We start from the raw sequence: 20,166 nt of genomic DNA, 5'->3' as shown, positions 1-20,166 counted from the left end.
CCGGGAGGTCGTTCTCAGTACGTGAAAATCGCGTCCGCGATTGATGAGGGATTCGTCCGTAGGGTCACTCGAACCATGATTCGAGCGTTACGCTCCCGGATCGGCCTGATAGAACTCGCACTAGCCGTGTTCAGTGCGGTCGGCGTCCTGCTGACCGCCGTCGCCGGATACGCCGCGGTATCGACGCTGAGTCTCCCGGTATCGGGGTCGCCGGGCCTCGCGGTCGCAGTGCTGTCGGGCGCGTCGCTGGTCGCGTTCGTCGCCGCGGCCTCGAAGCTGCTCCGTCCACAGAATCCGAGCCAAGTCCGCTGAAAAACGTCTTTTCGACGCTTCTACCGCCGGAGTGCGACCCACAGCGTCGCGACCGCCACTACGAACATCGCGGTCGAGAGGTCGTACGACTGGCTCGTCGCCGCCACGACCGCGGCCGACGACCCGCCGAGCGTCCCGGCCAGCACCGTCGCGAGCACCGACCCCGTGCAACTGACGCAGGTGGCCAGACCAAGCAGGGCCGACGCCGCGCCTCGGGTGGTCCGTGCGAGCGCGGCGTAGGCCAGCGCCGCGAGGCCGACGTAGCCGACCAGCTTGAACGGGACGGCCGAGACGTGGACCGCGCCGCCCGTGACCGACAGTATCGGCCCCCAGCCCGGCGTCGCGGCGAACACCTCGATCGTCCCGATTCCGGCGGCCCCGCCGGCCGAGACCAGACCCCCGACCCAGCAGAGGACGAGGAAGTACCCCGCCGCGAGCGCGGCTGCGCCCGCGGTCCGGCGGTCGGTCGGTCGCGGAATCGGCGCGTAGGCGAGCGCGAGCACGGCGGCGTTTATCCAGACGAACGGGTAGACGAGGTACCGCCAGGAGACGACCTCGGCCCCCGTCGCCCCGAGAGATGCCGCCACGACGACCGCCTCGACCGCGGTGAGTCCCACCAGCGTCCGGCCGACGCGCGCGAGCCGTTCCAGCCGGGCGTCCGGAACCGACGCGGAACGCGGGCTCGGGAACGACGGCGTCGGCGACATCGGTCAGTTGCCCGCGGGACGGTTCGAGTCGGCGCTCATCCCGTAGGCCACCGCGATGGCGGCCAGCAACGCCACCTCGAATCCGGCTACCGCGACCAGCGGGAGCTCGACCCCCAAGATGCCGAACAGCGTCCGGAGTTCGATGGCGACCGGGACGCTGAACCCCACGAGGACCAGGACGCCCGCGCGAGTCAGGGCCATCCGACCACCTCCGCGAGCGCCCCGAACCAGTCGACGACCACGGGGAAGCCCGGACTATCCCCGAGCAGTCCGGCGTCGGCGATGATGCTCCCCAGCGGGAGCGTGTACGCGAGTATCACCAGCACGACCGCGATGCCGGTCCAGAGCCGGAGATTGTCGAGCACGAGCGGGCTCGCGTCGGCCCCCGAGAGGGGCTCGACCAGACTGTCGTCGACCGGGTTCTCGATGGGGTCTTCGATGGACGACAGCAGCATGTTGAACAGGAACAACACGATGGACACGAACAGCAAGACGCCGCCGAGCGCGATCTGGATGCGCAGTTCCCCGACCGACCCGAACGCGGCCGAGAAGTCGAAGTTCTGGTACTGGGGTTCGGCGGTCCGGCGCGGGATGCCCACCAGCCCGGCGCGGTGCATCGCGTTCGACATGAACACCATGCCGATGAACCACAGCACGACCTGTAGCAGGCCGATAGGGCGGCTGTAGAGTCGCCGCCCGGTCAGCTGGGGCACCAGCCAGTAGGAAGCGGCCATCATCGTCAGGGCCACCGCCGTCCCGACGGTCATGTGGAAGTGGCCCGGCACCCACAGCGTGTTGTGGACGAGGTAGTTGATGTTCATCCCGGCGTTTATCATGCCCGAGAACCCGCCGGCCGCGAACATCAGCCCGGCCAGCGCCATCCCGGTGAACGCGGGGTCGCGCCACGGGAGCGCACCCAGCCACCGGAGTCGTCCCTCACCGCCACGCTGGCGTGCGCCGTGTTCCATGCTGGCGACCACGGTGAACGCGGTCAGCAGGCTCGGCAACAGCAGGAACATCGTGTTCGTCATCGCGATGAACTTGAACCCCTCCGCGATGCCGGGGTCGAGGTACTGGTGGTGGATGCCGACCGGCGTCGACAGCAACAGGAACAGCACGAACACCACTCGCGCGAGCGGGTCGCTGAACAGCCGGCCGCCCGCGAGCTTCGGCAGGACGGTGTACCACAGCAGGTAGGCCGGCATCAGCCAGAAGTACACGACGGGGTGGCCGAAGTACCAGAACAGCGTCCGGGTCAACAGCGGGTTGACCGTCTCGAAGATGCCCAGCGACCACGGGATGAGGAAGGCGACGACCGAGACCGCGACCCCGAGCGTCGAGAGGTACCACATCAGCGTGGTCGTCAGCACCATGAACGTCTGGAGCGGGATGCGCTCGTCGGGGTGGTCCGACCGCCACTCCCGGAAGGCCAGAAACCAGTCCGCGCCGGCCATCCACGTCCCGACGATGAACATCGCGAGCCCGATGTAGAACAGCGGATGGGCCTGCAGCGGCGCGTAGAAGGTGTACAGCACGTCCGCGCTCATGTCCACGCTGGGCACCAGTCCGCCCAGAATCGCGACCGCCGCCAGCACCGCGCCGGTCGTGGTGAGCCCGAACCACGCCCACGTCAGCTTGATGTTGGGCAGCGGTTGCTCCAGGCTCCGCGCGATCGCCCACGTGAACACTCCCATCAGGAAGAAGATGGTAAACACCAGCGCGAGCAACACGCCGTGACCGGTGAGGACGGTGTAGTAGTCGGCCGAGCTGATGAACCGGACGAAGCCCGTCCGGTGGAGCGCCTGAATCAGGCCGAACAGCGCGCCGATGCCCAGCGACGCGAACGCGACCGCGAACGTCGCCTTCACGACCGCCGCCTCGTCGGGGTATCGGTCGACGAACGTCGCCATCTCAGGCACCCCCCTGCGTCCCGTTGAACTCGCTCTCGGGGACCACTCGCAGCGTCCCCTCCATGGCGTGGTGGGCCGCCCCGCAGTACTCGTTGCAGAGGAGGCCGTACTCGCGTGGCTCGTCTACTTCGACCGTGAGGGTCGCGACCTCGCCCGGAATCGCCATGGTGTTGGCGTTGGTCCCGACCACCTCGAAGCCGTGGATGACGTCCGCCGAGGTGACGTGGAAGGTGACGGAGCTGTTGGCGGGGACCTCTATCGCGTCGGTGGTCCCCGGCTGGAACGCGAACTGGCGGGCGACCACGTACACGTCGTATCCACCCGAGTCGGACGCGTAGACGCCGGGGTCGCCGAACTGGGGATGGTCGCCGAGCGCGTCGGGGGTGACCGCCTGGTTATCGTCGCCGATCATCTCGACGCCCGCGCCGACCGCGCCGTACGTGACCGTGCCGATGAATCCGACGATCAACAGCAGTCCGGCACCGAGCCAGAGCTTCTCGTAGGCGTGAATCTCCATGTTATCCCACCACCGTAATGCCCCGTCCGAGGAACTCCACGAAGTACATGAACACCCACATCACGGACAGAATCGCAAAGTACGCGAGTATCAGCGTCAGCGTCCCGATGGGGTCGAACTCGTCGTGACTCAGCTCTCTTTCTACGTCCTCGGGTGCCGACCCGACGACGTAACCTCGGGGACGGTCCTCCGCGTCCGTCGCCCGAGCCGGCACCTGTCGGTCCTGTTCGGTCGACATACTCGGCAGTACGAACACAGTATATAAATTCGACGGCCCGATTCCCATCCAGTGAAAACCGGCGAAATGCCGTACTTACACCCGACCGAACGTCCCGTATGGACGCCACCGAGAACCAGACGCTGCTTAAGTCGACGCTCTCGAACCGTTCGCCCCGGAGCTTAAGTGCGGTCGCGCTGCTCGCGCTCGCGCCCGTCGCGACGTTCGCGCTCACTCAGGACGCGATGGCGGGCGCGGTCACCGCGATAAACGTCGTCCTCATATTCACGAGCGTCTATCTGCTGCTGTCGCCGACCGAGGGCGGCGGACACGGGAGCGACGACCCGACCGCGTGACGTCGATGGCCGCTCCGCTCCACGGAACCGGTGGGCCGGTTCCGGCCGGCAACCTCGACGCCGTCGTCTTCCTCGCGGTCGGCTTCCTCGGCGGCGCGCACTGCCTCGGGATGTGCGGCCCCCTGGTGACCGTCTACGCCGACCGGCTGAAGGCCCGCGAGGGGACCGGCGACGACACCCTGACGCTCCGGCAGGTCCGCCAGCACCTGCTGTTCAACCTCGGTCGGACCGCCGGCTACGCGGTCGTCGGCGGACTGCTGGGCGGGCTCGGAGCCCTCGCGGTCGGCGCGGCCGGCGAGCTGTTCGCGGTCGGGCGGAGCGTGCAGGCGGTCACCGCGCTCGCGACCGGCGGGTTCGTCGCGGTCACCGGCGTCTCGTACGTCGGCGGGTCGACCGCCCACCCGTCGCTGGGGCCCGTCGACGACCTGTTCGGGCGCGTGAGTTCGGCGCTGACCGGCCGGGTCGACGAGTTCGTCGGGGACGCCCGCATCGCGGGGCTCGGCGCGGTCCACGCCCTGCTCCCGTGTCCGATTACCTATCCGGCCTACGCGTACGCGGTCGCGCTCGGCGACCCGGCGCGTGCGGCCGGGCTGCTCGCGCTGGTGGGCCTCGGGACGCTCCCGACGCTGCTGGCCTACGGCACCGTCTTCGGGTCGCTGTCGGCGAGCCCGCGCCTCCACCGGCTGCTCGGGGTGGCGTTCGTCGTGCTGGGCTACCTGCTGGTCGCACACGGCCTGGACCTGCTCGGCGTGGCGGTCCCGCGCGTCCAGCTTCCGCTGCCCTCGCCGGAGTACCGACCGCTGGGGTGAACTCGTGAGCCTGAACACCGCATCCACCGACGGGTCGGCCGCCGACGAGTGTACGCTCTGTGGACTGGCGACCGGCGGCGAGCCGGTGACCGACGAGGCGGTTCCGGGCGGCTACTGCTGTCGGGGCTGTCTGGAGGTCGCTCGAACCCTCGACGACGTGGAGTCAGCCGACGTCGAGGAGATTCGGGCCGACCGCGAGACCGGGACCGACGACGCGCCCGACGACGCCGAGTACACCTACCTCGCGGTCGACGGGATGCACTGTGCGACCTGCGAGACGTTCGTCGAGTCGGCCGCCGCCGATGCCGAGGGCGTCTACGGCGCGGACGCCAGCTACGCCACCGACATGGTCCGGGTCGCCCACGACGACGCCGACCTCGGCTCGCTGGGCTCGCGGCTCGGGCGCTACGGCTACGACGTCGGCGACCCCGAGGGCGGGGGCGACGACGAGCGCGCCGACGCTCGGCTGGTCCGATTCCTCATCGGCGGCGGCGTGTTCGGCATGATGGTGATGCTGTGGTACGTCCTGTTCCTCTACCCGACCTACCTCGGGTTCGAGCCGCTGGTCGACCTCGGCGGCTTCGACGGCCTCTACCTGTTCGGCAACGTCTGGCTGATGAGTTCCATCGTGCTGTTCTACACCGGCTTCCCGATTCTGCGGGGTGCGGTCGTCAGCCTCGACGCCCGCCAGCCCAACATGGACCTGCTGGTCGCGCTCGCGGCCACCAGTTCGTACCTCTACAGCACCGTCGCGGTCGCGCTCGGCCGGACCCACGTCTACTTCGACGTGACGGTCGCCATCGTGGTGGTGGTCACGCTGGGCAACTACTACGAGGACCGAATCAAGCGCGCGGCCGCCAGCGGCCTCTCGGAGCTGACCAGCGCCCGCATCGAGGAGGCGACCCGCGTGACGCCCGAGGGCGACCACGAGACCGTCGCGGTCGAGGACCTCGCGCCCGGCGAGCGCGTCCTCGTCCGACCGGGCGAGCGCGTGCCCGTCGACGGCGACGTCGTCGAGGGCACCGCCGCCGTCGACGAATCCCTCGTGACCGGCGAGTCGCTGCCCGAGACCAGACGCCCCGGCGACCCCGTCCTCGGCGGAACCGTCGTCACCGACGACCCGCTGGTCGTCGAGGTCGGCGACGACGCCACCAGCACGCTCGACCGGCTGGTCGACCTGCTCTGGGAGATTCAGAGCTCGCGGTCGGGCGTCCAGCGGCTGGCCGACAAACTCGCCACCCTGTTCGTGCCGACCGTCCTGGTCGTCGCCGCGGTCGCGTTCGGCTATCGCCTCGTCGGCGGCGCGCCGGTCGCCGACGCCCTGCTCGCGGGCCTGACCGTCCTCATCGTCTCGTGCCCGTGCGCGCTGGGGCTGGCGACGCCGCTGGCGGTCGCCTCCGGGATTCGAGCGGCCACCGACCGGGGCGTCGTGGTCGCCTCCGACGCCGTGTTCGAGACCGCGCCCGACGCCGACGTGGTGGTCCTCGACAAGACCGGGACGCTCACCGACGGCGCGATGACGGTCCGGACGGTCACCGCGGACGACGAAACCGACGCCGAGGCGGTCGTTTCGCGGGCCGGCGCGCTCGAACGCTTCTCGGCCCACCCGATAGCCGAGGCCGTCGTCGACGCCGCGACCGACGCGGGCGACCTCCCCGAGGCCGACGACGTAGAGACTCACGACCGGGGCGTGACCGGCGTCGTCGCGGGCGCGTCGGTCGCGGTCGGCCACCCCGACATGCTCGACGCGCGGGGGTTCTCCCGCTCCGAAGACCTCCGGCGCGCGGCCGGGGACGCCCGAGACGCCGGACAGGTGCCGGTCGCGGTCGGGTGGGACGGCCGGGTTCGAGGCGTGGTCGCGGTCGGCGACGCGCCCCGCGAGGGGTGGGACGAGGTGGTCGCCGACCTCGCGGTCGGCCGCGAGGTGGTCGTGCTGACCGGCGACGACGAGCGCGCGGCCGCCCGATTCCGGGCCGACTCGAACGTCTCGGAGGTGTTCGCGGGCGTCCCGCCCGAGGCGAAGGCCGAAACCGTCGAGCGGTTGCGGGCGCGCGGGACAGTCGCGATGGTCGGGGACGGGAGCAACGACGCGCCCGCGCTGGCGGCTGCGGACGTGGGCATCGCGCTCGGGAGCGGCACCGACCTCGCGGGCGACGCCGCCGACGCGGTGCTGGTGGACGGCTCGCTCGACGCGGTGCCGGCGGTGTTCGCGGTGGCTCGGGGCACCCATCGGCGCATCCGGCGCAACCTCGGTTGGGCGTTCCTCTACAACGCGGTCGCCATCCCGCTGGCGGCGTTCGGCCTGCTCAATCCGCTGTTCGCGGCGGTGGCGATGGGCACCAGCAGCCTGCTCGTGGTCGCCAACTCCTCGCGGTCGCTGGACTGACTCAGGCCGGTCGCCTGACTGACTCAGGCCGGTCGCCCGCGCCGCCGAAATCACAGGTGCTATGGCGGGCTCGCCGCAACTACCGACATGAGCGACGTCGCAACCGAACGCTCCAGACGGGAGGCGTGGCTGATGGCGGCCCGGCCCCACACCCTGCCGGCGGCCGCCGCGCCCGTCGTCGTGGGCACCGGGCTCGCGGTCCACGAGGGCGTGTTCGCGCCGCTCCCGGCGCTGGCGGCGCTGGTCGGCGCGGCCCTCATCCAGATCGGGACCAACTTCGCGAACGACTACTACGACGCCGTGAAGGGCGTCGACACCGACGACCGCGAGGGGTTCACCCGCGTCACGCAGTCGGGGCTCATCCCGCCGACGCAGGTCAAGCGCGCGATGTACGCCACCTTCGCGCTGGCCGTCCTCGTCGGGGTCTATCTCGTGTGGGTGGGCGGCGTCCCCATCCTCGCAATCGGGCTTGCCAGCGTGGTCTCGGGAATCGCGTACGCCGGCGGCCCCTATCCGCTGGGCTCGCACGGGCTCGGCGACCTGTTCGTGTTCGTCTTCTTCGGCGTCGTCGCGGTGACGGGCACCGTCTACGTGCAGGCCGCTAGCGTCCTCGCGGGAGCCTTCCCGACCGCGATTCCGGAGGGGACGGTCACGCTCGCGGCGCTCGCTGCCAGCCTCCCGGTCGCGGCCATCTCCACGAACATCATGGTGGTCAACAACGTCCGGGACCTCGAAACCGACCGCGAGGCCGGCAAGACGACGCTGGCGGTCCTGCTCGGCTATCGGGCGAGTCGGGCCGAATTCGTCGGCATGCTCGCGCTGGCGTACGCCACCCCGTTCTGGTTCTGGCTCGCTGGGGACCACTCGCCGGCGGTCCTCCTGCCGCTGGTCACGATTCCGTACGCGGCCGTCGTCACGCGGACCGTCCTGACCGACACCTCAGGCGAGGCGCTCAACCCCGCGCTGGAGCGGACCGGCAAGCTGCTGGCGGGCTACGCCGCGCTGTTCGCGCTGGGGCTGATAGCGTGAACGTCGGCCTGCGGCCCTTCTCGCTCCCGCTGGCCGAACCGCTGGACACCGCGCGGGGCACCGTCGAGCGCCGCGAGGGGCTGCTGGTCCGCGTCGAGTCCGGAGATAGCGAACCCGGAGCCAGTGCTGTGGGCGTGGGCGAGGCCACGCCCCTGTCGGGCTGGACCGAGGGCGACGACGAGTGCGAGGCGGCGCTCGACGAAGCCGCCGAGGCGGTCGAGGCGGGCGCGGACCTCGAATCGGTCCTCGCGGACCTCGACGACGCCCCGGCCGCGCGCCACGCGCTCGACCTCGCGCTGGCGGACCTGGGCGCGTCCCGCGAGGGCGTCGCGCTCTATCGCTACCTCGGCTCGGCCGACCGGATCGAGAGCGTCCCGGTGAACGCCACCGTGGGCGACGCCCCGGTCGCCGAGACGGTCGCGGCGGCCGAATCGGCCGCCGACGCGGGCTTCGACTGTGTGAAACTCAAGGTGGGCGCGCGCTCCGTCTCGGCCGATATCGAGCGAATCGACGCCGTAGCCGACGCGCTTGACGGGGTCGGACTCCGGGCCGACGCCAACGGGGCGTGGGACCGCGCGACGGCCCAGCAGTTCCTCGACGCGGTCGGCGACCGACTCGCCTACGTCGAGCAACCCCTGCCCGCGACCGACATCGCGGGACTCGCGGCGCTCTCGGGGCCGGTCGCGCTCGACGAGACGCTGGCGCGGGTCGCGCTCGACGACGCGCTCGACGCCGACCCCGAGGCGGTCGTCCTCAAGCCGATGGCGCTGGGCGGGCCGCGACCCGCGGTCGCGGCCGGCCGGCGCGCCCGCGAGGCGGGCGTCGAGCCTGTCGTCACCACGACCGTCGACGGGTCGGTCGCACGGACCGCCGCGGTCCACGTCGCGGCCGCGATTCCCGACCGACCGGCCTGCGGGCTCGCGACCGCCAGCCGGCTCGAATCCGACCTCGGGCCGGACATCGCGCCGGTCGCGGACGGCCGAGCGGTGGTCCCGCAGGGCGCGGGCAACGGCACTGCTGACACGTGGGGGCACCGTGACTGACCCCCGTCGAGCGGGCCGGTCGCGCGCCGAACCGGCGCGCGACTGGCCGACGAGCGACTGGCTGGCCCACCGGGCGCGAGTCTCGCCCGGGGCGACCGCGCTCGTGGACGCCGAGGCGGGGACCGAACGGACCTACGCCGAGTTGGACGCGGCGGTCGAGCGGACGGCGGGCCGGCTGGCGAGCCTCGGCGTGCGCGCGGGCGACCACCTCGGCGTGGTGCTGGAGACCCGTCCCGCGTTCGTCCGGCTCGTCCACGCCGCGATGCGGCTGGGCGCGGTGCTGGTGCCGCTGAACGTCAGGCTCGCTCGCCCGGAGCTGTCCCGGCAGGCCGACCTCGCGGAGCCGACCCTGCTGGTCTGCGAGGCCGACACCGAGGCCGACGCGCTCGCGCTCGGTGAGGTCCCGGTCGCGTCAGTCGACTCGCCGACCGAGGCGTCGGTCGCCGCGCTGGCCGAGCGCGAGCCCGACGAGTTCGAGTCGGCGTCGTGGTCCCGGTCGGACCCCCAGGCGTTGCTGTTCACCTCCGGCACCACGGGCGACCCGAAGGCGGTCGAACTCACGACCGGGAACCTGCTGGCGAGCGCGACCGCCTCGGCGTTCCGACTCGGCGTGACCCCCGACGACCGGTGGCTCCTCTGCCTGTCGATGTACCACATGGGCGGGCTGTCGGTGGCGCTCCGGTCGGCGCTGTACGGAACGACGGTCGTGCTGCAGGAGGGCTTCGACGCGGGCGCGGCCGCCGACGCCGTGGCCGAGTACGCGGTCACGGGCGTCTCGCTCGTGCCGACGATGCTCCGCCGGATGCTCGACGCCCGCGAGGACTGGGCCGACTCGCTCCGGTTCGTCCTGCTCGGGGGTGCGCCCGCGCCCGAGGAACTGCTCTCGCGGTGTGCCGACCGCGGCGTGCCGGTCCACCCGACCTACGGCATGACCGAGACCGCCTCCCAGATAGCCACGGCCCGCCCGCGCGAGGCTTTCGAACACGACGGCACCGTGGGTCGGCCGCTGCTCTGGACCGACGTGACCGTGGTCGACGTGGACGCAACCGGGGGCGAAGGCGCGAACGAGAACGACGGCGAGCCGGACCCGCTTCCGGCGGGCGAGGTCGGGGAACTCGTCGTCTCGGGGCCGACCGTGACGCCGGGCTACTACGGCGACCCCGAGGCCACAGACGCGGCGTTCGGCGAGTACGGCCTCCACACCGGCGACGTGGGGTATCGGGACGAATCGGGACGCATCTGGGTGCTGAATCGGCGCTCGGACCGCATCGTCACGGGCGGGGAGAACGTCCATCCCGGCGCGGTGGTCGAGGCCCTGCGCGACCACCCGGACGTGCGCGAGGCGGCGGTGGTCGGCCTCGACGACGACGAGTGGGGCGAGCGCGTCGCCGCGCTCGTGGTGCCCGAGGCCGGCGCGGACCTCTCGGTCGCGGACGTCGACGCTCACTGCGAGGGGCGACTCGCCGGCTTCGAGCGCCCCCGGACCGTGGCGTTCGCCGACGAACTGCCACGGACCGCCTCGGGAACCGTCGAGCGCGAAGCCGTCCGGGAGCGTCTGCGCGCGGCCGACGGACGGGACGACGGGGGCTGAGGCGCGTTCCGACGCTCGACTTCGACCGGTTACCGCCCGTCGTACACCACGTCGCCGTCCACGACGGTCAGCGCCACGTCGACGTTCTCGACGTCCTCGGGATGTTCCCACGGCGAGCGCTCCAGCGCCACGAGGTCGGCCTTCTTGCCGACGTCGACGGTTCCCAGTCTGTCCTCGTCGAACCCGGCGTAGGCCGCCCCGCTGGTGTACGCCCGGAGCGCCTCGGTGACCGAGAGTCGCTGGCAGTCCTCGGGCGCGTTGACGGCCTGATGCACGCCGAACAGGGGGTCGAAGGGCATGCAGTCGCTTCCGAACGCGAGTCGCGCGCCCGCGTCGAGCAGGTCCGCGAACCGGTCGGCCTTCCGCCTGCGCTCGGCCCCGAGGCGGGCGTCGTAGAGGCCGCCGTCGTCCGCCCACTTGAGGAAGTTGGGTTGGACCGACGCCACGACCCCCGAGTCCGCGAATCGCTCGACGTTCCCGTCGGAGACGAGTTCGGCGTGTTCGACCCGGTGGCGCGATTCGCCGGGGTCGTCGGTCGTCTCGTACGCCGAGAGGACTTCGTCGACCGCCTCGTCGCCGATGGCGTGGGCCGCGAGCTGGTAACCCTCGCCGTCGGCTCGGTCCACGAAGTCCCGGAGTTCGTCGGGCGCGACGACCCACTGGCCGGTTTCCGAGGCGTCGGAATCGGCGTACGGCTCCGAGAGCCTGGCCGTCCGACCGCCGAGGCTCCCGTCGGTGAACGTCTTGACCGCACCGACCCGAACGAACTCGCTGCCGTGGTTCGTCCGGAGGCCGGTCTCGACCAGCGCGTCGAGGTGGTCCGACCAGTAGTTGAGTCGCACCCGGAGCGCGAGGTCGCCGTTGCGGTCCATCTCGCGGTAGACCTGCGGGGCGCGCGAGTCCCGGACCATGTCGTGGACGGCCGTGACGCCCACCCGATGTGCCTCGCGCTGGGCGGCGTCGAGCAGTTCGCGGGTCCCCTCGGCGTCCGGTTCGATGGCCTCGTAGACGACGTCGACGGCCTCCTCGACGACGACGCCGGTCGGCTCGCCGCCCTCGGTCCGGACGTCCGCGTCGGGCATCTCGTCGGCGTATCGGTCGAGCGCGACCGAGTTGACCGCCGCGATGTGCATGTCCTCGCGGAACGCCGCGACGGGGCGGGCCTCGCTGGCGCGGTCGAGGTCCTCGCGGGTCAGGTACCGCGACTCCGACCACGCGCTCTCGTCGAAGCCAAAGCCCAGAATCCACTCGTCGGCGTCGCCCGCGTCGCCGTCCGCACTCTCGGCCAGCAGGTCGACGCAGTCGTCGGGCGAGTCGGCCGCCGAGAGGTCGGCGTGGACCAGCGAGCGCCCGAGATACTGGAGGTGGGTGTGGGCGTCGACGAAGCCCGGCAGGAGGACCCGACCGCCGAGGTCCACGACGTCCGTCTCGACGCCGCGCAGGAAGTCGACCTCGTAGGCGTCGCCGACCCGGACGACCTCGCCGTCCCGGACCGCCACCGCCTCGGCGGCGTCCCCGGACCCGTCGAGCGCGCGGACTGTCGCGTTCGTGAAGATGCGGTCTGCGGCCGCTGTCATACCCGTGGAGTGCGCCCCGACCGCGTTAACCGTTTGGGAACCGGCGGCCCGTCCGACGGCGAGACGGCCCCGACGTCCCGGCGGGCGGACGCGCCCGCCTCACCCGTCAGCGCCGAGGACCGACACCCAGCCGTCGCCGCAGGCGACCACCTCGTAGCCGCAAAACGAGAACCGGACGACGCCGTCGGCCCTGGCGGTGCCGTCGTAGCGGTCGCCGAACAGCGCGTCGAGCGCCTCCGGGTCGACGGTCCTGGCCAGCGGGGCGAGCCGGGTCGGGTCGGCCTCGGACGCGTCGGCCACCGCCGCGACGACGCCCTCGCTGAGGGTCTGGTCGTCGGGTACTTCGTAGGTCAGTGCCGTCTCGCGGCGTAGTCGGGGGTGGTTCTCGCTCATGGTAGTTCGTGCGTTCGGGGCACCGCCTCGGACGGGGGAGTCCCGAACTGGCATTCGAGACGTGGCGACGTACCCTCGCGGGTTCGGCAGCGAACGGGTTTATGTCGGGGTCACTCTTCGACCGCGAGCGTCGCGTCCACGAGGTTCCGGAGGCCCCGGCGGAGCCGCTTCGAGACGGCGCGGGGCGAGACGTCCGCGCCCGCTGCGAGTTCCTCGATGGTGATCCCGCGCGGGTCGTCGAAGTAACCCCGCTCGAACGCCGCCACCACGGTCCGGCGCTGGTCGTCGGTCAGCCCGTACTGCTCGCCGGCCTCGATCGCCGCGAGGGTGTGAATCCACTCCAGTCGGAGGTCGACGTCGTGGTCGGCGCAGTAGCGCTGAAGCGCGACGACCGACTCGTGGTCGGGCGACCGGAGCCGGAGCCGCCAGAACTCCTCCCACCGATACGCCTCCAGCAGGGTCACGCCCGACTCCGCGATGCCCGCGACGAGTCCGGGGGCGGCGGTCCACGTCGCCCGGACCAGCGCGCCGCCGTCCACGCGGTCGGGCACCGCGACCTCCTCGACGCTCGCGTCCTCGGCGAGCGTGGTCACGAGGGAGTCGACGTCCTCGCCCCACGCCCAGAAGAACGGTAACACGGCGTCGCCGGTCGGGACGATGCGGTCGAGTTCGACCCGCACGTCGGGCGTCTCTTCGAGCGCGCGGCCGAGCGGAAAATCCTCGACGGGGACCGAGACCGCCGCGATGACGCTCATGGCGTTGCGGTTTCGGGGCGACCCGGTAAGGGCGTTTGGGCGGCGCGGCCCGGCGGGCGAACGTGGGGGTATCGGCGGGCGTCCTTCGGGCGGAGCGTCCGCGACTCACCCCGCGAACGGTGCTGACGGGACGATCGCGGCGGCGGTGAACGCGTCGGCCAGAAAGAGGACGAACGCGAACCCCTCGTCGAACCGGTGCGTTTCGGTCGTAACCGACGCGTAGACGTAGGCCGCCAAACTGAGGACCATGTCACCACCTACCGACCGGCGGAGTTAAAATTATCCCGCGCGGTGGTCGGTTCGTGGATGGGTGCTGGGCGGATGCGGTGCCGTGCGGATGCTGGGCGGGGCGGATGCTGGGCGGGGCGGATGTTGGGCGGATTCGGTGCCGTGCCGATGCGGTTCTCACGGGCCGCGACAGAATGTGGCACAGACGTTCCCGAAAAGCCACGCGCGACACGACGGACGACGACGCGACGAAGCGAGCGACTGCCGGAATCTCCGAGCAACCCCGACCACCCGCCCCAGTAGACGCGCTCGGTGCAGTCGCTCGCGTCATCCCTCGCGCGCCGGAACCACAATCGAGCTCAGGACGGGCCCACGCGCAATCCGAACCAAGCGCGAGCACCTCCGGCAGTCGGCCGGTCGTTACCGCGGTCGAGAGCCGGTCGACTCGGACCGACCCGTTCTCAGCCCTCGTAGCCCGCGTAGTCCATCAGCTGGGCGAAGATGTCGCTGTCCATCACGTCCTCGTACACCAGCCCGGTCAACATGCCGCCGGGGTAGGTCCGACCGTTCATGACGTGGTTGACCTTGTGGCAGTGCATCAGGTAGACGCCGGGGTCGGCGTCGGCCTGGAACTCGATGGTGTGGCGCTCGGCGGGCGCGATGTTGGTGATGTCCTCGCGGTGGCGCGCGGCCTCCGGAATCGTGCCGCCGTCCTTCTCGACCAGCTCGAACCGGTGGTTGTGGACGTGCATCGGGTGGGACATGTACCCGCCGTTGACGAGGTGGAGCCGGACCGTGTCGCCCTGCGAGACGATGATGGGCGAACCGTCCTCGGGGTGGAGCGTCCGGGGCGCGGACTTGCCGTTGACGGTGAACACGTCGGGCTGGCGCTGGCGCGGGTTGTAGCTGGCGTCCTCCCCGCCCATCTGCCGGGGAAGTCGGGAGTCCCAGTCCTTGAACGTCAGGAAGTGCTCGCGGTCCGCGGGCTCGTAGCCCTCGGGGTCGACCCGGAAGATGCCGTACATCCCCATGTCGATGTGGCGCTGGGTCTGGTAGTGACAATGATAGACGTGGGTCCCGGGAACGTTCGCGGGAATCTCGTAGGTGTGGGTCTCACCGGGAGCGACCGTGATGCCGGTGGTCGTGGGCACGCCGTCGTTCTCCCACGTCTTGCGCGTGCCGTGGAAGTGGAGGGTGTGGGGACGCTGGCCCTCGGTGTTGTCGAGCGTGACCTCGATGTCCTCGCCCTCGGTGGTCCGGAGGATGGGGCCGGGCACGCTCGGGTCGCCGTCGTCGGCCTTGAACGCCCACACCTGCGGGAACTCTATGGGTCCGCCCAGCGACTCGGTGGGGTGGACCGCGTGTCTGGCGGGGAGCGAGCTGAGGGTCACCTGTCCGCCCTGTTCGTCCACGTCGACTACCTCCGGCGGGCTCGTGTAGGGAAGGTCGTTGTCTTGCATGGCTTGCTGGTCGGTCGTCTGGGACCGGGTCGCGGTCTGGTCGCGGCCGCTCGGAGCGGAACAGCCCGCAGCGGCGGCGAGTCCGCCTGCACCGGTCGCCTTCAGGAAGTCGCGTCGTGAGGGTCCGTTTCCGGGGGCTCCGAATTGGGTCATTGGTACACCTGTAGGTTCAGAGGGCTACTTAAAGAGCGGGGACGGTGATTCCCACCAGGTGAAACCCATCCGAACACGTTCGCCACCGTCGAGTACCGCGTACGGGGGCGGCCGGCCGTTCCGGAAGTCGAACGAGTTATGTACCGCCTGTCGGAACGTGGGGGTGGATGGTTCGAGACCCGGCGGGACTGGAGAACGGTCCCGACCTCGAAGCGGTTCTCGACGCCCTCGACGACCCGGACTGCCGGGTCATCGTTCGTCACCTCGAGGAACCCATGACAGCCAGCGAACTATCGGACGCGACGGGCGTGCCGCTCTCGACGGTGTACCGGAAGCTCGACCTGCTGAGCGAGGCGTCGCTGCTCCGCGAACTCACCGAGGTCAGGAGCGACGGTCACCACACCACGCGCTACGAGGTGGACTTCGAGGAGGTGTCGCTGTCGCTGACCGAGGACCATCGGTTCGACGTGGCGGTGGCCCGGCCCACCCACTCGGCGGAGGAACGCCTCGCGGACATGTGGTCGGAGGTTCGAAAGGAGACATGACCGACGTCACACCCCTCGTGGTCGCGCTCAAGACCGTCACGCTCGTACTGGGCGGACTCATCACCTTCTTCGCGTTCAAGGCGTACCGCCGGACCGGCGCGCGCCCGCTTCGGGCGCTCGCGTTCGGCTTCGGCGCGGTCACGCTGGGGTCGATGGTCGCGGGCGTGCTCGACCGAATCGTCCTCACGGGCGGCGACTACGCGCTGGTCGCCGAGAGCGCGCTGACGGCGGTCGGCTTCGGAGTAATCCTCTACTCGCTGTACGTCGACTGAGCGGGTCACATCGTCCCGGTGCGCTCGGCGACGACCGCACGCTCGTCGTCGCTCACCGCGACCACCGTGACGCTCACGCGGTCGCCGTCGGAGACGGCCGGCGAGTCCCACTGACCGACGGTCCCGTTGCTGTAGGTGACGCCGTCGCCGTCGACGACCACCTCGTCGCCCACGTGCTCCAGCTCGACGGTACGGCGGTCCTGGCCGACCCGAATCCGGACCGTCAGCGCGTCGGCGTCGGCGTTGGCCATCCAGGTCACGGTCCCCCGGTCGTTCTCCTCCGAGAACTCGACGGAGACGGTAGCGAACGTCGTGGTCTGTCCGTCCGCGAGGCCGAACAGTTGGGCCCCTGTCGAGGTGGCCAGCAGGACCGTGATGGCGATCAGCAACACCGCGCCGAGGGTGGGCGACGTGGCTCGGTCGTCGGCGGCGAGTCGAGGCGGAAGCATGGTGGCTGGTCACCCGAACGCGCGACCGACGGGGCCTTTGTTATGCGCGTCGCCACCGGCTCGAAGCCCCCGGCTACGGGGTCGTCGGGGGCGTCCTGTCGCCGGACAGGCCCGGCGTACGCCTCGGCGTCGGGCGTGTGTTCCCGCGGGGCCGAGTTCGGTTAGCCGACCGATGCATTTCTATTTGGACCGGTTCGGGAAAACACGCGGCGCGACGACCATCTGTACCAACCGGCGTATTTTACACAATCGATAATTAGATACATGTGGGCCTCCGTTGTCATTCCGTTTGCATGTCCGAGAAATCAAACGTCTCCCGTCGGTCGTTCCTGGAGGCGACCGGCGGGGCGGCATCGGCGGTCGCGCTCGGGGGAACGGCGGCGGCTCAGGAGACCACGACCGAAGGCGGGCAGGAGACCACGACCGGGGACGGCGGGACGCTGAACCTCATCAACTCCACGATGAGCACGCTCGACCCCATCCAGTCGACCGACACGGCCGGCGGTCGGGTCATCCAGCAACTGTTCGACGGCCTGATGAACTACCCGAACGCCGAGATCGAGGTCGAGCCGCTGCTCGCCACGGACTACGAGACGTCCGGGGACTTCACGACCTACACGTTCCAGCTCGCGGAGGGCGCGCAGTTCCACGGCGACTTCGGCGAGGTCACGGCCCAGGACTTCATCTACTCGTGGGAGCGCCTCGCGGCGTCCGACGAGTCCCGACGCGCGTACTTCATCCTCGAATCCATCGGCGTCGAGCACGAGACCACGACCGAGACGACCCAGGAGGGCGAGGACGAGGAGGTCTACCAGCCGGGGAGCCTGGCCCTCGAAGCGGTCGACGACTACACGCTGGAGGTCACGCTGTCGGAGCCGTTCCACGCCACGCTGGAGATACTCGCGTACACCGCGTTCGCCGCGGTCCCGGAGGGCGTCGTGGGCGACATCGAGGGCTACGACGGCGAGATGGAGTACCAGGAGTTCGCGACCAGCAACCCGGTCGGGGCCGGGCCGTTCCAGTTCGAGGCGTGGCAATCAAACGACCAAGCGGAGGTGTCCCGGTTCGACGACTACCACGGGGAAGTGGCGTCGGTCGACGCGGTCAACTGGGCCATCATCGAGGACGACAACGCCCAGTACACCTACGCGATGAATCGGAACGCCGACGCGTTCAACATCCCGACGCCGTTCTACGACCCGAACCTGGTCAGCGTGGAGGAGACCGACGACTCGGGCCGACAGATCGGGTCGTACGGGCCCGTGCGAAACGACGCGACGCTCAACTACCTCGCGGTGGCGACCATCAACACGTACTACGTCGGCTTCAACACCGACGCGGTCGAGAAGCCGGCGCGGCAGGCCGCCGCGTACGCGCTGAACCAGCAGCAGGCCATCCGGCAGATATTCAAGGAGCGCGGGGCGGCGGCGTACCACTTCACGCCGCCCAACATCTACCCCGGCGGCTCCGAGGCGTACGCCCAGCACGCGGCGGACAACTACCCGTACGGCTACAACGAGGCCCGGATTCAACAGGCCCAGCAGGTGATGGAGGACGCCGGCTACGGGCAGAACAACCAGTACGAGTTCACGTTCACCATCTACGAGGGGTCGGACACCTGGCAGCAGGTGGCCCAGCTCCTGCGCGACCAGCTCGCCAGCGCCCACATCCAGATGAACATCGAGAGCGCGCCGTTCTCGACCCTGCTCCAGCGCGGGCGGGAGGGGAACCTCCAGTCGTACTCGCTGGGCTGGGTCATGGACTGGCCCGCACCGGACAACTTCCTCCAGTTGGCCTACCCGCCACAGACCGACACGTCGATGGACGCGCCGGTCTCGTACGTCAACTGGTCGGACACCGAGGCGGCTCAGCAGGCCATCGACGGCTGGGAGCAGATTCAGAACAACAGCGCGCCGACCGACGAGGCCGAGCAGGCCCGAAACGAGGCCTACGTACGGATGGAGGAGGCCAACTGGGAGGACGTGGCGTTCCTCCCGGTGTACCACGAGACCGACGAGCTGTTCTGGTACGACTACGTCGACATCCCGCCGTTCGGACCGGCCGACTTCAGCCGCCAGAAGCTCAACACGGCCCAGTTGAGCGAGCAGTCGGAGTAGCTCGGCGCGACCGTCGGGCTGCTGCCCGATTCGGAACCGGTTCGACTCGGAGCCGCGACGTCTCCGCCCGACGGACGCCGTTCTCCTGAGGTCGGGTGTGGAACGACGACGAGCGAGACGCCAGCGAGCGGGAACCGGCGGTGAGAAGGCGACAGACGAGCAATGGTGACGGACGAACGTCGCCGAAGGAGCTACGGCGACGACCCGGTCTCAGACGCGATTCGCGACCCTCACAGCGGCGTCCACTCGGTCTCGACGTTCTCCCGGGGGACGCGCCAGCGCTGCTGGGCGTCGTGGCCGTACGCGCCGGGGTCGACGGCGCGGAGTTCGACCACGGCGTCGACGTGGGGGACCAGCGCCTGGACCGCGTCGGCGTCGTAGTCCCGCGGCAGCACGTAGTGGGCCATGGCGTCGTGGGCGCGCACCCGGTCGCCCACCGCGTCGAGGCACGTCGCGACGACCTCGACGTCGTAGTGGTCGAGCAGCGGCGCGAGCGAGTCGATGCCGACCCGGAGGTCGGCGGGCTTCAGTCGGGCGGCGTCGGCCCTCACGTCGTCGATGGCCTGGCACAGCGCCGACTGGAGCCCCGTCAGCTCGGGGTCGGCGATGCGGACCTCCTCGATGCCGGCCAGTTCGGGCGGCGTGTCGGGGCTGGTCGCGGCGGTGACCGACCGCGGTGCCTCCGCGTGGTTCACCACGCGGGTCGTCTCGGTCAGCGGGCGCGGCGTCTCGGCCGGGTCGGGGAGGCGCTCGGCGACGCTGGTCGGCGTCGCGTCGGTGACCGCGAGCACCCGGTGGCGCAACACGTCGGCGTCGCCGAGGAGCTGACCGCTCGCCCGGGTGAACAGGTCCCGCGACGTGTCGCCGACCACCAGCAGCGCGCAGCCGGTCGCCTTGAGTTCGTTCAGCAGGTTTACGAACGCCTGGAAGTCGTCCGGCGGTCCGTCCGCGCCTCGTTCGAGGGGCCCGTCAGTCGCCATAGCTGTCTCGTGATGCTGATACAACCGGCATAGTTATAAATTTTCTCCCGTATCAAATCTGTATTCATTTCTCTCTCCGGGTTACCCGCGCCGTGAGTAATATGGTGCTGGACGTCGTGTCTTCACGTGAGTCCCTCGAAATTATCTCTTTTCATCATATTTTTATAATAGGTAATATTTAGAAAAGAAGAAAGCACCGCGAATTGAACGCTAGCCTGCAATGGCGAACACGTCCGACCTCAAAGAGTGGCTCGCGGAGAATCCGAAGATGATGGGCGCGCTGTCGATGCTGCTACTGTTGCTCAGTCAGGCAGGGAATGTGGTTGCAGGTTCTTGCGGTGGGAGAGCAGGCCCGTAATT

General features: G+C 70.2%; 23 protein-coding genes. 11 read left to right on the top strand and 12 right to left on the bottom strand.

The genetic code is table 11. The features are described 5' to 3' along the window. The first annotated feature begins 75 nt into the window (after positions 1 to 75). Positions 76 to 312, top strand: a complete 237-nt coding sequence (locus EPL03_RS15740; RefSeq protein WP_135830283.1) for a hypothetical protein — start codon at positions 76 to 78, stop codon at positions 310 to 312. A gap of 20 nt (positions 313 to 332) precedes the next feature. On the opposite strand, the gene EPL03_RS15735 is transcribed toward EPL03_RS15740, so the two are convergent. From EPL03_RS15735 to EPL03_RS15715, 5 genes are read right to left on the bottom strand one after another with little or no spacing between them, the layout of a single operon-like run. Continuing rightward, positions 333 to 1,019, bottom strand: a complete 687-nt coding sequence (locus EPL03_RS15735) for a DUF7546 family protein (protein WP_210425016.1) — start codon at positions 1,017 to 1,019, stop codon at positions 333 to 335. A gap of 3 nt (positions 1,020 to 1,022) precedes the next feature. Continuing rightward, positions 1,023 to 1,220, bottom strand: coding sequence for a CbaC protein (locus tag EPL03_RS15730; protein ID WP_135830282.1), 198 nt, complete (start codon positions 1,218 to 1,220; stop codon positions 1,023 to 1,025). Then, positions 1,211 to 2,929: a b(o/a)3-type cytochrome-c oxidase subunit 1 gene (locus EPL03_RS15725; protein WP_135830281.1), complete on the bottom strand. Its 1,719-nt coding sequence runs from the start codon at positions 2,927 to 2,929 to the stop codon at positions 1,211 to 1,213. Before EPL03_RS15725 ends, EPL03_RS15730 begins: the two co-directional genes overlap by 10 nt. A 1-nt stretch (position 2,930) precedes the next feature. After that, positions 2,931 to 3,446 carry a cytochrome c oxidase subunit II gene (locus EPL03_RS15720; RefSeq protein WP_135830280.1) on the bottom strand — a complete coding sequence of 172 codons (516 nt, stop codon included), beginning with the start codon at positions 3,444 to 3,446 and terminating at the stop codon, positions 2,931 to 2,933. Position 3,447: 1 nt separating this feature from the next. Further along, positions 3,448 to 3,684 (bottom strand): hypothetical protein, encoded by a 237-nt coding sequence (locus tag EPL03_RS15715; protein ID WP_135830279.1) that lies wholly within the window; start codon positions 3,682 to 3,684, stop codon positions 3,448 to 3,450. Between the two features lie 98 nt (positions 3,685 to 3,782). Here EPL03_RS15715 and EPL03_RS15710 point away from each other — a divergent pair, with 98 nt between their 5' ends. The 6 genes from EPL03_RS15710 to menE all read left to right on the top strand — a co-directional run bounded on the left by EPL03_RS15710 (position 3,783) and on the right by menE (position 10,877). Next, on the top strand, positions 3,783 to 4,019 hold the full coding sequence (locus EPL03_RS15710) for a hypothetical protein (RefSeq protein WP_210425015.1): 237 nt from the start codon (positions 3,783 to 3,785) through the stop codon (positions 4,017 to 4,019). Between the two features lie 5 nt (positions 4,020 to 4,024). Beyond that, positions 4,025 to 4,828 carry a sulfite exporter TauE/SafE family protein gene (locus EPL03_RS15705; RefSeq protein WP_168216282.1) on the top strand — a complete coding sequence of 268 codons (804 nt, stop codon included), beginning with the start codon at positions 4,025 to 4,027 and terminating at the stop codon, positions 4,826 to 4,828. A 4-nt stretch (positions 4,829 to 4,832) separates the two neighbouring features. Continuing rightward, positions 4,833 to 7,214 (top strand): heavy metal translocating P-type ATPase, encoded by a 2,382-nt coding sequence (locus EPL03_RS15700; RefSeq protein ID WP_135830277.1) that lies wholly within the window; start codon positions 4,833 to 4,835, stop codon positions 7,212 to 7,214. 87 nt (positions 7,215 to 7,301) lie between these two features. After that, positions 7,302 to 8,243: a 1,4-dihydroxy-2-naphthoate polyprenyltransferase gene (locus tag EPL03_RS15695; protein WP_135830276.1), complete on the top strand. Its 942-nt coding sequence runs from the start codon at positions 7,302 to 7,304 to the stop codon at positions 8,241 to 8,243. Beyond that, a complete protein-coding gene (locus EPL03_RS15690; RefSeq protein ID WP_135830275.1) occupies positions 8,240 to 9,286 on the top strand; it encodes a mandelate racemase/muconate lactonizing enzyme family protein in 1,047 nt (348 codons plus the stop codon). Before EPL03_RS15695 ends, EPL03_RS15690 begins: the two co-directional genes overlap by 4 nt. Further along, complete coding sequence (gene menE / locus EPL03_RS15685; RefSeq protein ID WP_135830274.1) at positions 9,279 to 10,877, top strand: o-succinylbenzoate--CoA ligase; 1,599 nt, start codon at positions 9,279 to 9,281, stop codon at positions 10,875 to 10,877. Before EPL03_RS15690 ends, menE begins: the two co-directional genes overlap by 8 nt. Before the next feature lie 29 nt (positions 10,878 to 10,906). On the opposite strand, the gene EPL03_RS15680 is transcribed toward menE, so the two are convergent. The 5 genes from EPL03_RS15680 to EPL03_RS15665 all read right to left on the bottom strand — a co-directional run bounded on the left by EPL03_RS15680 (position 10,907) and on the right by EPL03_RS15665 (position 15,443). Beyond that, positions 10,907 to 12,454, bottom strand: a complete 1,548-nt coding sequence (locus EPL03_RS15680) for an amidohydrolase (protein ID WP_135830273.1) — start codon at positions 12,452 to 12,454, stop codon at positions 10,907 to 10,909. Positions 12,455 to 12,553: 99 nt separating this feature from the next. After that, positions 12,554 to 12,847, bottom strand: coding sequence for a HalOD1 output domain-containing protein (locus EPL03_RS15675; protein ID WP_135830272.1), 294 nt, complete (start codon positions 12,845 to 12,847; stop codon positions 12,554 to 12,556). 110 nt (positions 12,848 to 12,957) lie between these two features. Beyond that, a complete protein-coding gene (locus EPL03_RS15670; RefSeq protein WP_135830271.1) occupies positions 12,958 to 13,602 on the bottom strand; it encodes a helix-turn-helix domain-containing protein in 645 nt (214 codons plus the stop codon). Positions 13,603 to 13,707: 105 nt separating this feature from the next. After that, positions 13,708 to 13,851, bottom strand: a complete 144-nt coding sequence (locus EPL03_RS20150; RefSeq protein WP_168216281.1) for a hypothetical protein — start codon at positions 13,849 to 13,851, stop codon at positions 13,708 to 13,710. Between the two features lie 440 nt (positions 13,852 to 14,291). After that, a complete protein-coding gene (locus tag EPL03_RS15665; protein ID WP_135830270.1) occupies positions 14,292 to 15,443 on the bottom strand; it encodes a multicopper oxidase domain-containing protein in 1,152 nt (383 codons plus the stop codon). 167 nt (positions 15,444 to 15,610) lie between these two features. Here EPL03_RS15665 and EPL03_RS15660 point away from each other — a divergent pair, with 167 nt between their 5' ends. Together EPL03_RS15660 and EPL03_RS15655 are read left to right on the top strand one after the other, a co-directional pair. Beyond that, on the top strand, positions 15,611 to 15,988 hold the full coding sequence (locus tag EPL03_RS15660) for a winged helix-turn-helix domain-containing protein (RefSeq protein ID WP_135830269.1): 378 nt from the start codon (positions 15,611 to 15,613) through the stop codon (positions 15,986 to 15,988). Next, positions 15,985 to 16,260: a DUF7521 family protein gene (locus EPL03_RS15655; protein WP_135830268.1), complete on the top strand. Its 276-nt coding sequence runs from the start codon at positions 15,985 to 15,987 to the stop codon at positions 16,258 to 16,260. Before EPL03_RS15660 ends, EPL03_RS15655 begins: the two co-directional genes overlap by 4 nt. Positions 16,261 to 16,265: 5 nt before the next feature. Here the strand turns inward: EPL03_RS15655 and EPL03_RS15650 are convergent, their stop codons facing one another. After that, the gene (locus tag EPL03_RS15650; protein WP_135830267.1) at positions 16,266 to 16,709 is read right to left on the bottom strand and encodes a type IV pilin N-terminal domain-containing protein; all 444 of its coding nucleotides are present in this window, start codon (positions 16,707 to 16,709) and stop codon (positions 16,266 to 16,268) included. A 293-nt stretch (positions 16,710 to 17,002) separates the two neighbouring features. Here EPL03_RS15650 and EPL03_RS15645 point away from each other — a divergent pair, with 293 nt between their 5' ends. Beyond that, on the top strand, positions 17,003 to 18,826 hold the full coding sequence (locus tag EPL03_RS15645; RefSeq protein WP_135830266.1) for an ABC transporter substrate-binding protein: 1,824 nt from the start codon (positions 17,003 to 17,005) through the stop codon (positions 18,824 to 18,826). A 230-nt stretch (positions 18,827 to 19,056) separates the two neighbouring features. On the opposite strand, the gene EPL03_RS15640 is transcribed toward EPL03_RS15645, so the two are convergent. Then, positions 19,057 to 19,806: a DUF7504 family protein gene (locus EPL03_RS15640; RefSeq protein ID WP_135830265.1), complete on the bottom strand. Its 750-nt coding sequence runs from the start codon at positions 19,804 to 19,806 to the stop codon at positions 19,057 to 19,059. Positions 19,807 to 20,026: 220 nt separating this feature from the next. On the opposite strand from EPL03_RS15640, the gene EPL03_RS20850 reads away from it, so the two are divergent. Then, positions 20,027 to 20,164 (top strand): DUF7503 family protein, encoded by a 138-nt coding sequence (locus EPL03_RS20850; protein ID WP_449272226.1) that lies wholly within the window; start codon positions 20,027 to 20,029, stop codon positions 20,162 to 20,164. The last annotated feature ends 2 nt before the right edge of the window (positions 20,165 to 20,166 follow it).

This window comes from Halorussus halobius (assembly GCF_004765805.1).
GTDB lineage: Archaea > Halobacteriota > Halobacteria > Halobacteriales > Haladaptataceae > Halorussus > Halorussus halobius.
This window is presented reverse-complemented; position numbering and strand designations above follow the sequence as displayed.

Excerpts from the sequence above, each read along its gene's own strand:
- EPL03_RS15695 (WP_135830276.1), top strand. The coding sequence starts at position 7,302 with ATGAGCGACGTCGCAACCGAACGCTCCAGACGGGAGGCGTGGCTGATG.
- EPL03_RS15725 (WP_135830281.1), bottom strand. The coding sequence starts at position 2,929 with ATGGCGACGTTCGTCGACCGATACCCCGACGAGGCGGCGGTCGTGAAG.
- EPL03_RS20150 (WP_168216281.1), bottom strand. The coding sequence starts at position 13,851 with ATGGTCCTCAGTTTGGCGGCCTACGTCTACGCGTCGGTTACGACCGAA.
- EPL03_RS15710 (WP_210425015.1), top strand. The coding sequence starts at position 3,783 with ATGGACGCCACCGAGAACCAGACGCTGCTTAAGTCGACGCTCTCGAAC.
- EPL03_RS15705 (WP_168216282.1), top strand. The coding sequence starts at position 4,025 with ATGGCCGCTCCGCTCCACGGAACCGGTGGGCCGGTTCCGGCCGGCAAC.
- EPL03_RS15740 (WP_135830283.1), top strand. The coding sequence starts at position 76 with ATGATTCGAGCGTTACGCTCCCGGATCGGCCTGATAGAACTCGCACTA.
- EPL03_RS15650 (WP_135830267.1), bottom strand. The coding sequence starts at position 16,709 with ATGCTTCCGCCTCGACTCGCCGCCGACGACCGAGCCACGTCGCCCACC.
- EPL03_RS20850 (WP_449272226.1), top strand. The coding sequence starts at position 20,027 with ATGGCGAACACGTCCGACCTCAAAGAGTGGCTCGCGGAGAATCCGAAG.
- EPL03_RS15720 (WP_135830280.1), bottom strand. The coding sequence starts at position 3,446 with ATGGAGATTCACGCCTACGAGAAGCTCTGGCTCGGTGCCGGACTGCTG.
- EPL03_RS15735 (WP_210425016.1), bottom strand. The coding sequence starts at position 1,019 with ATGTCGCCGACGCCGTCGTTCCCGAGCCCGCGTTCCGCGTCGGTTCCG.
- EPL03_RS15715 (WP_135830279.1), bottom strand. The coding sequence starts at position 3,684 with ATGTCGACCGAACAGGACCGACAGGTGCCGGCTCGGGCGACGGACGCG.
- EPL03_RS15665 (WP_135830270.1), bottom strand. The coding sequence starts at position 15,443 with ATGACCCAATTCGGAGCCCCCGGAAACGGACCCTCACGACGCGACTTC.
- EPL03_RS15670 (WP_135830271.1), bottom strand. The coding sequence starts at position 13,602 with ATGAGCGTCATCGCGGCGGTCTCGGTCCCCGTCGAGGATTTTCCGCTC.
- EPL03_RS15655 (WP_135830268.1), top strand. The coding sequence starts at position 15,985 with ATGACCGACGTCACACCCCTCGTGGTCGCGCTCAAGACCGTCACGCTC.
- EPL03_RS15640 (WP_135830265.1), bottom strand. The coding sequence starts at position 19,806 with ATGGCGACTGACGGGCCCCTCGAACGAGGCGCGGACGGACCGCCGGAC.
- EPL03_RS15730 (WP_135830282.1), bottom strand. The coding sequence starts at position 1,220 with ATGGCCCTGACTCGCGCGGGCGTCCTGGTCCTCGTGGGGTTCAGCGTC.
- EPL03_RS15660 (WP_135830269.1), top strand. The coding sequence starts at position 15,611 with ATGGTTCGAGACCCGGCGGGACTGGAGAACGGTCCCGACCTCGAAGCG.
- EPL03_RS15645 (WP_135830266.1), top strand. The coding sequence starts at position 17,003 with ATGTCCGAGAAATCAAACGTCTCCCGTCGGTCGTTCCTGGAGGCGACC.
- EPL03_RS15680 (WP_135830273.1), bottom strand. The coding sequence starts at position 12,454 with ATGACAGCGGCCGCAGACCGCATCTTCACGAACGCGACAGTCCGCGCG.
- EPL03_RS15675 (WP_135830272.1), bottom strand. The coding sequence starts at position 12,847 with ATGAGCGAGAACCACCCCCGACTACGCCGCGAGACGGCACTGACCTAC.